This window comes from Mesorhizobium sp. WSM4848 (assembly GCF_055811375.1).
This window is the reverse complement of record NZ_JBVVPX010000003.1, coordinates 227,225-240,181: the sequence shown is the minus strand read 5'-3', so window position 1 is coordinate 240,181 and position 12,957 is coordinate 227,225. Positions and strand designations below refer to the sequence as shown.

13 protein-coding genes are annotated in these 12,957 nt (G+C 64.1%); 3 read left to right on the top strand and 10 right to left on the bottom strand.

What is annotated here, in order from left to right; genetic code table 11:
* The first annotated feature begins 65 nt into the window (after positions 1-65).
* On the top strand, positions 66-734 hold the full coding sequence (locus AC0L16_RS05270; protein WP_473619420.1) for a phytochelatin synthase family protein: 669 nt from the start codon (positions 66-68) through the stop codon (positions 732-734).
* A gap of 32 nt (positions 735-766) precedes the next feature.
* On the opposite strand, the gene doeB is transcribed toward AC0L16_RS05270, so the two are convergent.
* From doeB to ehuR, 10 genes are all read right to left on the bottom strand, one after another.
* Entirely contained in the window at positions 767-1,768 is a 1,002-nt protein-coding gene (gene doeB, locus AC0L16_RS05265; protein ID WP_473619418.1) for a N(2)-acetyl-L-2,4-diaminobutanoate deacetylase DoeB, read from the bottom strand.
* 5 nt (positions 1,769-1,773) lie between these two features.
* Positions 1,774-2,964, bottom strand: a complete 1,191-nt coding sequence (gene doeA / locus AC0L16_RS05260) for an ectoine hydrolase DoeA (RefSeq protein ID WP_473619417.1) — start codon at positions 2,962-2,964, stop codon at positions 1,774-1,776.
* A gap of 38 nt (positions 2,965-3,002) precedes the next feature.
* Positions 3,003-3,995 carry an ectoine utilization protein EutC gene (gene eutC / locus AC0L16_RS05255; protein ID WP_473619416.1) on the bottom strand — a complete coding sequence of 331 codons (993 nt, stop codon included), beginning with the start codon at positions 3,993-3,995 and terminating at the stop codon, positions 3,003-3,005.
* Entirely contained in the window at positions 3,992-4,984 is a 993-nt protein-coding gene (gene eutB / locus AC0L16_RS05250) for a hydroxyectoine utilization dehydratase EutB (protein WP_473619414.1), read from the bottom strand. Before eutB ends, eutC begins: the two co-directional genes overlap by 4 nt.
* 5 nt (positions 4,985-4,989) lie before the next feature.
* Entirely contained in the window at positions 4,990-5,766 is a 777-nt protein-coding gene (eutA, locus tag AC0L16_RS05245; RefSeq protein WP_473619413.1) for an ectoine utilization protein EutA, read from the bottom strand.
* A gap of 55 nt (positions 5,767-5,821) precedes the next feature.
* Entirely contained in the window at positions 5,822-6,481 is a 660-nt protein-coding gene (gene ehuD, locus AC0L16_RS05240; protein ID WP_473619412.1) for an ectoine/hydroxyectoine ABC transporter permease subunit EhuD, read from the bottom strand.
* Positions 6,482-6,497: 16 nt separating this feature from the next.
* Positions 6,498-7,157: an ectoine/hydroxyectoine ABC transporter permease subunit EhuC gene (gene ehuC / locus AC0L16_RS05235; protein WP_473619410.1), complete on the bottom strand. Its 660-nt coding sequence runs from the start codon at positions 7,155-7,157 to the stop codon at positions 6,498-6,500.
* A 178-nt stretch (positions 7,158-7,335) separates the two neighbouring features.
* Entirely contained in the window at positions 7,336-8,187 is an 852-nt protein-coding gene (ehuB, locus tag AC0L16_RS05230) for an ectoine/hydroxyectoine ABC transporter substrate-binding protein EhuB (protein ID WP_473619409.1), read from the bottom strand.
* 81 nt (positions 8,188-8,268) lie between these two features.
* Positions 8,269-9,054, bottom strand: coding sequence for an ectoine/hydroxyectoine ABC transporter ATP-binding protein EhuA (gene ehuA, locus AC0L16_RS05225; RefSeq protein WP_473619408.1), 786 nt, complete (start codon positions 9,052-9,054; stop codon positions 8,269-8,271).
* Positions 9,055-9,175: 121 nt separating this feature from the next.
* The gene (gene ehuR, locus AC0L16_RS05220; RefSeq protein WP_473619406.1) at positions 9,176-10,561 is read right to left on the bottom strand and encodes a MocR-like ectoine utilization transcription factor EhuR; all 1,386 of its coding nucleotides are present in this window, start codon (positions 10,559-10,561) and stop codon (positions 9,176-9,178) included.
* A 93-nt stretch (positions 10,562-10,654) separates the two neighbouring features.
* On the opposite strand from ehuR, the gene AC0L16_RS05215 reads away from it, so the two are divergent.
* On the top strand, positions 10,655-11,137 hold the full coding sequence (locus tag AC0L16_RS05215; protein ID WP_473619453.1) for an Lrp/AsnC family transcriptional regulator: 483 nt from the start codon (positions 10,655-10,657) through the stop codon (positions 11,135-11,137).
* Between the two features lie 319 nt (positions 11,138-11,456).
* A complete protein-coding gene (locus AC0L16_RS05210; protein WP_473619405.1) occupies positions 11,457-12,950 on the top strand; it encodes an NAD-dependent succinate-semialdehyde dehydrogenase in 1,494 nt (497 codons plus the stop codon).
* Positions 12,951-12,957: the final 7 nt, after the last annotated feature.

Here is a 12,957-nt window from a genome sequence, read left to right as displayed (position 1 = left end):
GCGCCGATTGACGTTGCGGTGCCTTTTCTTCATTCTCCTGTTGCTGCCTGCTCCGAGATTCAGCAATGAAGCGCGGTCTCGCTTTCGGTGTGATGGTCATCGCCGTCGTCGGCCTGCTGGGCGGCGCCGCACTTTTGATTGCCGGCCAGTCCAGAGTTTCGCAAGACGCAATCCAGTCGTCGGTTACCCGCACCCCTGAATTGATCGACAGCGCCTGGAAGCTGCCCGTGGCTGCCACGTTCAATGCCGACGTCACATGGCAATCAAACGGATCAAGGTGCGGCCCGGCAAGTGTCGCAAACACATTCCGCTCCATCGGCCAGGAGGAGACAACCGAAGCCGAAGTCCTCGCGGGAACCGGAAAGTGCTGGACGGGCTTCTGCATCATCGGCCTCACGCTGGACGAGCTTGCCGAGGTCGCTCAAACGAACACCAAGCGGAAGGTCTCGGTGCTTCGGAATCTCAGCGCCGATGCGTTTCGCGAGCACATGAAGCGCGCCAACGATCCCGACCGCCGTTACATCGTCAACTTCACCCGTGAGAAGATTTTCGGCGCCGGCGCCGGCCATTTTTCCCCGGTCGGAGGATATCTGGAGGCCGAGGACATGGTTTTCGTCCTCGATGTAAACGAGGACTACAAGCCTTGGCTGGTCGAGCGTGAGCGCCTGTTCTCAGCCATGAACACAATCGATAGTGATGGCGACAAAAAGCGCGGCCTGCTGCTGATCGAGTAGCATTGTCGCAGGCAGTTTCGATTGCCTTGCCTTCAATCGACCAGCACGGCGACCACGGCGGTGCAGTCGCCCGCCTTGACCAGTCCGGGGAAATGGCGGGCAGCCAATAGACCCGACATCCTTGCCCTGATCTCCTGAGGTGCGGCACCGGTGCGGCCGATTGAGTGGATGCGCGCCAGGACCTGGCTCTCTTCGACCGGCTCGCCGAGATCGATCATCGTCTCGATCATCCCGTCGTCCTCGGCGAACGAGAAGCAATCGCCAGACGGCATGTCGAGCCAGCGGGTCGGCTGCATCTCGACCGCATCGGCGACGATGCCGGCATGGCGCAGAACATTGAGCACGCCGCGACGGGCGATCCGCACCGTTTCCGCGCGCGAAGTCCCACCACCGCCAAGTTCAGTGGTGATGAACAGCTTACCCATCTCTTCGGCGGCAGTGTCGAACATGCCGACCGCATCAATCTCCAGCATCTTCATCGACCACGGCGCCGAGAACGCTTCGACCGCGGCGAAACCCTTCGCCTCCAACTCCTTGTCGGGCCGGATATGGGCGGCGCAGAACGGCACGAAGTCGAGCGTCTTGCCGCCGGAGTGGAAGTCGAGCGCGATGTCGGTGCGCGGCAAAAGTTCACGCTGGAAGTAATCGGCGATCTTCTCGGTCACCGTGCCGTCAGGCCTGCCGGGAAAGCTGCGGTTCAAATTGCCCTTGTCGATCGGCGAGGTGCGGGTGCCGGCGCGGAACGCCGGATAGTTCATTGCCGGCACGATGATGACCGTGCCGCTGACTTGCTTGGGATCGAGCGTGCGGGCGAGATCGTAGAGCGCCAGCGGCCCCTCATATTCGTCGCCATGATTGCCGCCGGTGAGCAATGCGCTTGGCCCGCTGCCGTTGCGGATCACGCAGATCGGGATCATCACCGACCCCCAGGCCGAATCGTCACGGCTGTAAGGCAGCCGCAGGAAGCCGTGCTGTACGCCGTCGCGGTCGAAATCGACGGTCGGCGTGATCGGCGATGGACGAAGGCTGGACATCGGGCTCAATTCTTCACCACCAGCTTGCGCGGCACATTGGCCAGGCACTCGACGCCGGTCTCGGTGATCAGGATGGATTCGGTGATCTCGAGCCCCATCGTCTCCAGCCACAGGCCGGTCATGAAATGGAAGGTCATGCCGGGCTTCAGCTCGGTGCGGTCGCCGGATCGCAGGCTCATTGTGCGCTCGCCCCAATCCGGCGGATAGGAAAGCCCGATCGGATAGCCGGTGCGGTTGTCCTTGACGATGCCGTATCTCTTCAGCACCGCGAAGAAGGCGTTGGCGATGTCCTCGCATGTATTGCCGGGCTTTGCCGCGGCCAACCCCGCTTCCATTCCCTCCAGTGTCGCCTTTTCGGCATCGAGGAATTCCTGCGTCGGTTTACCGAGGAATACAGTCCGCGAAAGCGGACAATGGTAGCGGTTGTAGCAGCCGGCAATCTCGAAGAAGGTGCCCTCGCCCGATTTCATCGGCCGGTCGTCCCAGGTCAGATGCGGCGCCGACGCATCGGCGCCCGACGGCAGCAGCGGCACGATCGCCGGGTAGTCGCCGCCAATCTTTCCCTCAGGCCCGTCGACGCCGCGCGTGCCGGCATCATAGATCTCGGCGACCAAATCGCATTTGCGCATGCCGACTTCGATCTTGTCGACGATGCGCTGATGCATCGCTTCGACGATGCGGGCCGCCGTGCGCATATAGTCGATTTCGGTCGGGCTCTTCACCGCGCGCTGCCAATTGACGAGTGCTGTGGCGTCGATGAAGCGGGCATTGGGCAGGTGTTTCTGCAGCGATGCGAAGGCAGCGGCCGAGAACCAGTAATTGTCCATCTCGACCCCGATGCTGAGCTTGCCCCAGCCGCGATCGGCTAGCACCTGCGAGAGAAAATCCATCGGGTGGCGTTCGGTCGACTGCACATAGTGATCGGCATAGCCAACGATATTGTCGTGCGCGAGATAGGCGGTGCGCTTGGCGCCGTTGGCGTCCTGGCCGCGCCCGTACCACACCGGTTCGCCCGACGGCGGCACGATGACCGCCTGGTGCACGTAGAACGACCAACCATCATAGCCGGTCAGCCAGGCCATATTGGACGGATCGCTGACAACAAGCAGATCGACGCCCTTGGCTTCCATGGCCTTCCGTGTCTTGGCGAGGCGATCCGCATATTCGCCGCGCGAGAATTTCAAATTGGGCTGCATTGTTCTTGGTCCTCGTTTGTTGGGCCTTGCGGCCGGTATCAGCTTTCGAAAATTGTCCCGGTGTTGGCCGCCTGGGCACGGTCGCGGGCGAGCGTGGCGATCGCCGTGTCCTGCACGCCGGTGCCGGTGAGGTCGGCGATGGTGATGTCGCTGTCCGAACGGCGGCCATGTCTATCGCCGGCGATGATCTGGCCGAGCTCCGTGATCTCGGCATCGGCCGCCATCACCCCCGTCGCGATGGCATGATGCAATTCGCCCAGCAGCCGCGTCTGCTTCGCGCTGTCGGCGACGTAGAGATCGGCCATGCGCAGGATCGCCGGAGCGATCTCGTTCTTGTGCTCGGCGTCCGAGCCCATAGCGGTGATGTGCTGGCCGGCCGAGACGAAGCCGGCCTTGATCAGCGGTTCGGTCGATGGTGTCGTGGTGACGACGATGTCGGCGTCGGCCGCCGCCTTCGCCGCGTCGGGCTCGGCGCGCACGACGATGCCCAGCCGCTCGCGCAATGTGGCTGCCGCAGCGTCGGCCTTGGCCGCATCCCTGGCCCAGATCCGCGCCTCGGCGATCGGCCGCACCAGCATAAGCGCCTCGAGTTGCAGCCCCGCCTGGACGCCGGCGCCGAAGATCGCTGCGACAGAGGAGTCGGCTCGCGAAAGATGTTTCGCCGCGACCGCTCCGGCCGCCGCCGTGCGGACATCTGTAAGATAACCGTTGTCGAGCAGCAGAGCCTCGACCAGCCCTGTTTTTGACGACAGCAGCACCATCATGCCGTTGACGCTGGGCAGGCCGAGCTTCGGATTGTCGAAGAAGCCGGGACTGATCTTGATGGCAAAACCGTCGATCCCTGGCACATAGGCAGTCTTGACGTCGACCTCGCCGCGATGCTCGGGAATATCGAGCCGCAGGATCGGCGGCATCGCCACCGGCAAGGTGGCAAGCGCTCGGAACGCATTTTCGACGCAGGCGACGGCGTCGAGATCGAGCTTCACGATCGCGCGCAGTTCGGTTTCGGTGAGTATCGTCATCCGGCTCATGCGGCGCTCTCCTCAATTGCTTCGCCACAAACGACTTTCCTGTGCAGCGTCATGTCGATATTGCGACCGGACAGAATGAGCACCGTGGGGCCGCTCGCCCTGACCTTGCCGGCAAGCACGGCGGTGATGCAAACCGCGCCGGCGCCTTCGACGATCTCGCGCTCCTGTTCATAGGCGTGGCGGATACCGGCGGCGATCTCGTCCTCGCCGAGCACGATAACATCGTCGAGCAGGTCGCGGCACATCGAGAAGGTCAGCCGATTGTCGAGGCCGATACCGCCGCCAAGCGAATCCGCCAGCGTCGGCAGTTCCTCGACCAAAACCGGATGTCCGGCATCAAGGCTTGCCTTCATCGCCGCACCCCGCGCCATCGAAACGCCGACGACCTTCGTGCTGGGGCTGACGCCCTTCACGGCAGCGGCGACACCCGCCGCCAGCCCGCCGCCGGACAGCGGCACCAGCACCAGGGCAGCGTCCGCAACCTGCTCGATGATTTCCAGCCCAAGCGTGCCTTGCCCGGAGATAATATCGGGGTGGTCGAAGGGCGGCAGCATGATCAGACCGTCTTCCGCGACCAGCCGGTCGACCTCCTGCTGCGCATCGTCCTGGCTGTTGCCGACGATGCGGATCTCGGCGCCGAGCCGGCGGATTTCGTCGAGCTTGTTCTGCGGCACCAGTCGCGACATGCAGATCGACGCACGCATGCCTTCGAGCTTCGCCGCATGGGCCAGCGCCCGGCCGTGATTGCCGGTCGAGGCGGCGACCACGCCGCGCGCCTTCTCCTCGGGGTTCAGCGAAGCGATGGCGTTCGAGGCGCCACGCAGCTTGAAGCTGCCGGTAGTCTGCCGATGTTCGAGCTTGAGATAAACAGGCACGCCCAAGCGCCCGGAAAGATTCGGGGAAGGCACGGTCGGCGTGCGCTCGACCTTGCCGGCGATGCGCTCACGGGCGGCGCGGATATCGGAGAGGGTGATAGGCGCAAGTGTCATTGGCCTCATTGTCCCAATGGCAGCGTCATCAGACGGCCGAATTCGGCGCGCGGCTCCTCGTCGCCGCAAAGCCGCAGGCAGTTCCAGGCCGTTGCCTGGTTGCTGGTCACCACCGGACGGCCGATCGCCTCCTCCATGCCGACGACGGCAAGTGCTGCCCGCAGCGCCGTGCAGGAGACGAACAGTGCGTCCGCTTGCGCATCGGTAGACTCACGGGCCAGATCGACCAGCGTGGCCGGTGCAATCCGCGCCATCTCGCGGTCGTCGTCGAAGCCGAGGCAGCAGAAGCTGGCGATCTCGAAACCGTGCGCTGAAAAATAGGCTGCCATCGGCCGGCTGGTCTCGACTGTGTAGGGAGTGAGAATGCTGATCGTTCCGGCGCTCAGCGCCTTCAAGCCGCGCACGCCTGCCATCGGCGGCGTAACCACGGGTACGCCTGGCTTGGCCGCCTGCACCGCCGCCTCGATCTCGGCATCGCCGATGACCACCGAGGCCGAGGTGCAGGAATAGCAGATCGCGTCGAGCGACTCATCGGGCAGGATGAGCGCGGCGCCCGCCGTCAGCGACGGCTGCATCTTGCGCAAATTCTCCGGCGTCGTCGGATTGGCATAGGGGATGCGCGCGACATAGACGCCGATCCGGTCGCTTGCCACCATGCGGCGAAAATCCGGCTCGGTCGTATGGTCGGTGGCAAGGATGATCAGGCCGACGCGTTTTTCCAGCGGACGCGCGTCGAGCGCCGGCCGTGTCGAGTGCAAGCGGACGTCGACTGGAGCGGTCACCAGGCTCTCCTTGCCGACGGTTTGCCATAAAGCGAAAGCATCGCAGGAACCGCTGTCATTTTTCGATCCGCCCGTAGCGGCGTTCCAGCCAGCGCAGCAGCACGACCGAGAATAGGCTGATGACGAGGAAGAAGGCGCCGACCAAGGTCATCGGCTCGACATAGCGGTAATAGGTGTTGGCGACGCTCTTGGCCTGGTTCATCAGTTCCAGCACGGTGATCGCCGACAGCAGCGGCGTCTCCTTGAACATCGCGATGAAATAGTTGGCAAGCGCCGGGATCATCGGCGGGATCGCCTGCGGCATGATGATGTGGGTCCAGGTCTGCCTGGCGTTGAAATTGCAGGCCTTGGCGGCTTCCCACTGGCCGCGCGGCACATTGTCGATGCCGGCGCGATAGACCTCGGCCGTGTAGGTGCCGTAGTGCAGGCCGAGGCCGATGACGCCCGCCACCAGTGGCGGCAGCAGGATACCGATATCCGGCAGCACGTAGAAGATGAAATAGAGCTGCACCAAGAGCGGCGTGCCGCGAATGAACTCGGCGAGGAAGCCGACGGTGCGCGACAAGCCCTTGTTCGGCGAGCGCCGCGCCAGCGCGATAGCCAGGCCGACGATCGCAGCCAGGACCGAGCCGAGCAGCGTCGCCAGGATGGTGATCTTCACGCCCTCGATCAGGGTCGGCATGATCTCCCAGACGAAATTCCAATCCCATTCCATTACGAGGCCCGATCCATCAGACGCGCACCCCGTCGAGGCCGCGCGCCATGCGGCGTTCCAGCGAACGCACACCCCAGGAAATGATCAGCGCAAGGGTGAAATAGATGACGAGAATGGTGGTGAACGGCACCAGCGTATTGCCGGTCTGCGAGCGCACGACCTGGGCCTGGAAGGTCAGGTCGGTGAGCGAGATCAGCGAAACCACGGCGGTGGCCTTGAGCAATTCGATGGCGTTGTTGCCGAAGGTCGGCAGCATGACCAGCAGCGCCTGCGGCAGGATGACATGGCGCATGGCTTGCCAGCGGCCGAGATTGACCGCGATGCAGGCCTCGTACTGTTCGCGGCCGATCGACTGGATGGCGCCGCGCACCACCTCCGCGCCGTAGGCGCCGACATTGAGGCCAAGCGCCAGCACGCCGGCCTGCAGCGGCGTCAGCGAAATGCCGATGAACGGCAGCACGAAATAGGCCCAGAACAGCTGAACGAAGATCGAGGTGCCGCGGAAGAATTCGATATAGGCGGTGGCCAGCGCCCGAATGGCGAAAAAACGCGACAGCCGCCCCAGCCCGGCGAGAAAGGCCATGATCAGGGCAAGCACCGACCCCATCAGCGTCAGCTCGATGGTAACAAGCGCTCCCTGCAATATCAGGCCGAAATAGCCGGACCATTGGGTCATGAAGTCAAGAATTTCCAGCGTTTTACGGTTGCAGTCTTGGCCCCCTTCTCCTCGTTCACGGGGAGAAGATGCCGGCAGGCAAATGAGGGGCAGCGCCAGCTTGGCAGAACTTTGCGCCGCCCCTCATCCGTCACTTCGTGACACCTTCTCCCCGTGAACGGGGAGAAGGAAAAAGCGCCTACTTTGCCGAGCAGAGCTTGTCACGGCTGGTCGACATCGCCGCCGCTGCCGAAAAACCGTAGGGCTCGATGATCTTGGCGAATTCGCCGGATTCCTTCAGCTTGGCCAATTCGACGTCATAGGCGTCGCGCAGCGCCTCATCGCCCTTCTTGAACGCCGCGCCGTCGCAATAGACCGGCGCGCCGACCACCGGGGCGACGACTTCGAGGTTCGGATCGTTGGCCTTCTTGACCAGATCGTTGATCGACAGCACCGGCAGCGAATAGGCATCGATGCGGCCGTCCTGCAGCATTTTCAGGCCGCTCTGGCCGTCCGGCACGACGATGACGCGATCACGCGGCACGCCGGCAGTGAGCGCCAGCTTCTCCTCGGTGCCGCCGCCCGGCGCACCGATCGTCGCGGTGGCATCCTTGGCGACATCCTCGTAGCTCTTGAAGCCCTTGGGATTGCCCTTCTTGACCAGCATAGCCTCGGCGTCGCACAGCACTGGCTCCGAATAGGCGACCGCCGCGCAACGCTCCGGCTTCATGAACAGGCCGGCGGTGACGACGTCGAAACGGCCGGCCTGCAGGCCGGGGATCATCGCGCCATATTCCGAAATCGAGGCGACGATGTCGTTGACACCAAGACGCTTGAAGATTTCACGGGCCACGTCGGGCGCCGCACCCGAAACCTTGCCGTCAGCCGCAACCGCCGTATAGGGCGGCTCGTTGGCGATGGCGACACGGGCGAAGCCCTGTGCCTTGAGCTCTTCGAGCTTGCTGTCGTCGGCCGATCCCGCGGTCGAAGCGGCCAGAATTGCGGTCATTGCAACACCGGCCACGCCGGCCAGAATGCCAAGTTTCTTCATTGTTCCCAACTCCTTGTTTCTCTTCGCGGTTTGGTCGTTCTTTGAGTATGCGGGACGGCGTTGCCGCCCGGGGCATAGCAGTCAGACGCGATGTCCGGCCGCGATGATCTTCTTCAGGAAAGCTTGCGTACGCTCCTGCTTGGGATTGCGGAAAATCTCGTCCGGCTTGCCTTCCTCGACGATTTTGCCGCGGTCGAAGAACAGAACCCGGTCGGCGAAATCATGGGCAAAACCCATTTCGTGGGTGACCAGCAGCATGGTCATGTCGGTCTCGGAGCAGAGCCGCCACAACACGTTCAGCACCTCCTCGACCAGTTCCGGATCGAGCGCCGATGTCACCTCGTCGAACAGCATGATCCTGGGCTGCAGCGCCAGCGCCCGGGCGATCGCCACCCGCTGCTTCTGGCCGCCGGAAAGCTGCGCCGGCATCGCTTTCGCCTTGTCGGCCATGCCGACCATGTCGAGCAGTTCCATCGCCCGTTTTTCGGCGGCGGCGCGCGGCATGCCCTTGGTCAGGATCGGCGCCAGCGTGACGTTGTCGATGACGCACTTGTGCGGAAACAGGTTGAACAGCTGGAAGACCATGCCTATCTTCTGGCGCATTCTTGCCAGATGCCGTTCGTCGGCGGGCAGCAACTGGCCGTTGCGCTCCATGTGGTAAAGCTGCTCGCCGTCGATCTGGATGTGGCCGCTGTCGATCCTCTCCAGCGTCATCAGGATGCGCAGGATCGTCGTCTTGCCGGAGCCGGATGGGCCGATCAGCGCCAGCTTCTCGCGCGGCATGACCTGCATCGACAGTCCGTCCAGCACCTTGAAGGTGCCGAAGCTTTTCGAAATGGCGTCAATCTTGATGATGGGTGCGGACAATGAATTCCCCGTGCTGGAGAAGCTGTGCCTTAACGATGCGGAACGTGCCAAATCATGTCAATCGGGAAAATAAACTCATGACAATGTTTCTGACTCCGCAGCATTTCGTGGCAATGCCTGCCTAGATCGCCAGCAGGAGATGCTCCGGGTCGCCGAGCAGAAGTTTGGTGACAACGCTGAGGCCGGCGCGCAGTTCCCCCTCGGTGGTCGAGCCCAGCGAGATGCGCACTGCCGGCTGCCAGGGCGCCGCCGAGATACGGAACGATGTGCCTGGTGCGATCGCCACGCCCTGCAGGCGGGCCTGTGAGACGAAGCCCTCCTCGGCGCGCTCGCCGGGCAGTTCTAGCCACAGATGCAGTCCGTCGCGATGGACGCGGTAGTCGACCCCGGCAAGCACCTGGGCGGCAATCTCCTGCCGCCGCCGCAGCGCCGACCGTTGCCAGCGGACGAGTTCCATCGCCGTGCCGTCGGTCACCCATTTTGTCGCAATCTCCGCCACCATCGGCGTCGCCATCCAGTTGGAGACGAGATGCCGGTTGGCGACGGCAGCGACATAGCGGTCGGGCGCCGCGAGGTAACCGATGCGCAGGCCTGGCACCACGATCTTGGTGAAGGAGGTGACGTAGAGCGTGCGCTCGGGCGCGAAGGCGGCGACCGGCGGCGGACGGCCCTCGACCAGCGGCCCAAGCACGTCGTTCTCGATGATGGCGATGTCGTGCCTGCGCGCCACCGCAGCGATCTGCTCGCGCCGCGCGGCATTCATCAATGTTGCAGTCGGATTGATCACCGAGGGCTGCACGAACACGGCGCGGATGTCGGAAAGCCGGCACGCCTCGTCGAGCGCCTCCGGGATCAGGCCGTTGTCGTCAATCGGCAGGCCCTCGAGGTTGAAGCCGAGATAGCGCGCCAGCGGGATCAGCGTGTGATGGCCGATCGCCTCGGTGGCGACGGTCGACCCCGCCGGCGCCACGCTCATCAGCGCAACCGTCATCCCGGCCGTGGCGCCGTTGGTCAGGCTGACATTCTGCGCCGACACGTCGAGACCGCACAGCCGCAGCCATTCGACCGCCACCGCGCGATGGCGCGGAAACACCATGTTCGGCCTAAACGACAGCGCCGAGGTCGACGGCAGGTTTTCGGCAAGCCAGCCCAGCGCCTGCTTCAGCCGCTCCAGATGCATCGGCTCGCAGACCGGCTTCAGGATCGACAGGTCGATGACCTCGCCAAGGCGTTCGGGCAGATAGGGCGGCTCCGGCTCGCGGCGCTGCGTCTGCACGAAGCTGCCGCGGCCGATCTCGCCGGAGACCAGGCCCCGGCGGATCAGTTCCTCATAGGCGCGGCTGACTGTCTGCACCGAAAGCTTCAAATCGTCGGCCAGCCGGCGATGCGTCGGCAGCCGCGCGCCGTTGGCCAGCCGCCCGTCATGAATGGCGCGTGCGAACTGGTCGGCAAGCGATTGATAGGCCGGCCGCCGGATGAGCGCGGGATCTGGACGCCACAATGTCATGACATATTAGAGATCGAAATCAGTGCAATTGACAATCGAAATAATGCACCGTCATGGTGTCGCGGACGAAAAAAGTGGACGCTCATGGCCGCATTGAAACTCGATCAGATCGACCTGAAAATCCTCGACGCGGTCCAGCGCGACGGGCGCATCACCAAGCTGGCGCTCGCCGACAAGGTCGGCCTGTCGCCGACGCCGTGCTGGATGCGGTTGCGCAAGCTGGAAAAGGCCGGCATCGTCGCCGGCTATCACGCGAAGGTTGCAATGCGCGCCGTCGCGCCGGTCGCCACCGTCCTGATGGAGGTGACGCTGGCCAGCCACCGCCAGGCCGATTTCGACCGTTTTGAGCGCGTCATCCGCGACGTCCCCGAAATCGTCGCCTGCTGGTCGGTGGGCGGCGGCGTCGACTATCTGCTGAAAGTGATGGCGCGCGACATCGACGCCTACCAGCGGCTCGTCGACGCCCTGCTCGAACGCGAGATCGGCATTGACCGCTATTTCACCTACATCGTCACCAAGACGGTGAAGGAGGAGGTCGCCTTGCCGGTGGCGGATCTGTTGCCGGCGCCGTCGTGAAGTCTGAGCAAATCGAAAAGAGCCCCCTCATCCGGCCGCGGAGCCTGTCCTCGGGCTTGCCGGAGGCAAGACCCGTGGGCGGCCTTTCTCCCCGGTGGGGGCGTCGGCGCTGCCCCGAATTGCCCTTTTCAATTCGGTTGGCAATCCGGGTGAGGGGGCACTGCCCAGATGCGATAGCCCAGCCTAAAGCTGGACAGATTGTCCGTTCCGACAGCCCAATAGAGACAATCTCTCTACGCGTGGGCGCCGAAACAGCCTCTCTGTCTGCGCCGCGCGCATAGTCTCTCCGTATCACTCCGAAACCGGGAGACCTCAAAAAATGTCCGCGCATTTTGCCCGCCCACACCGCCGCGAAGCGCTTGACCGGCTCGCCGACCGGCGGCTGCTGCGCCAACTCGCCTATGTCGACGGCCACTGGACGGCGAGTGAGGCGGCCGAGAGTTTTGAGGTGACCGACCCTGCCACGGGCGCCACTGTTGCCTGGGTTGCCGCGCTCGATGCCAGGCAGACGAGCAAGGCGATCGACGCGGCGTCGCGTGCCTTTCCCGCCTGGCGCGCGGCTCTCCCACAGGAACGCGCAAGAATCCTGCGAAAATGGTTCGATCTGATCATCGCCGCCAAGGACGATCTGGCGCTGCTGATGACGCTCGAGCAGGGCAAGCCGCTTAGGGAAGCGCTTGGCGAGATCGACTACGCCGCCTCCTTCGTCGAGTGGTATGCCGAGGAGGCAAAACGCCTCAACGCCGAAAGTGTCACCAGCCATCTGCCAAACGCCGAGATGATGGTGCGGCGCGAACCGCTCGGCGTCGTCGGCGTCGTCACGCCATGGAATTTTCCCGCGGCCATGCTGACCCGCAAGGCGGCGGCCGCGCTTGCCGCCGGCTGCACGATCGTCGCGCATCCTTCCTCGGAAACGCCGTTGTCGGCACTGGCGCTGGCCGAGCTCGGCGAACGCGCCGGCCTGCCGGCTGGCGTCTTCAACGTACTCACCGGCAAGGCTTCGACCATCGTTGGGCGGATGTGTGAAGACCCGCGCGTCCGCGCCATGAGCTTCACCGGCTCGACCGAGATCGGCAGGCTTATCGCCGCGCAAAGCGCGCCGACGATGAAGCGGCTGGTCATGGAGCTTGGCGGCCACGCGCCGCTGATCGTCTTCGCCGACGCCGATCTCGACAAGGCTGTGACCATCGCTGTCGACGCCAAATTCGCCACTTCCGGCCAGGATTGCCTTGCCGCCAACCGAATCTATGTCCAGCGCCCGATTTATAATCGTTTCTGCGCCGCCTTCGCCAGGCGCATTGAGGCACTGCGGACCGGCAATGGCCTGGCCGATGACACCGACATCGGGCCGTTGATGCATGAGCGCGGCGTCAACAAGGTCGAGGAGCAAGTCGCCGATGCGCTCGCCCATGGCGCGCGCTGCCTAACCGGCGGCGGCAGACATCCGGCCGGGTCGCTGTTCTACCGGCCGACCCTGCTCGCCGATGTCACCGACGACGCGCTGATCATGCGCGAGGAAACCTTTGGTCCGGTCGCTGCGGTGACGCCCTTCGACAGCGAAGACGAGGTCATCGCCCGCGCTAACGCCACCGAGTACGGGCTCGTCGCCTATGTCGTCACCGAGAACGGCGGCCGCCAATTGCGCATGGGCCGCGCACTCGACTACGGTATGGTCGCCATCAACCGCGTCAAGATCACCGGCGCGCCGATCCCGTTCGGCGGCGTCAAGCAGTCCGGCATCGGCCGCGAGGGCTCGCGCCACGGGCTCGAAGCCTTTACCGATCTTAGATATCTCTGCCTGGACGTGGCGTAAGCCGCGC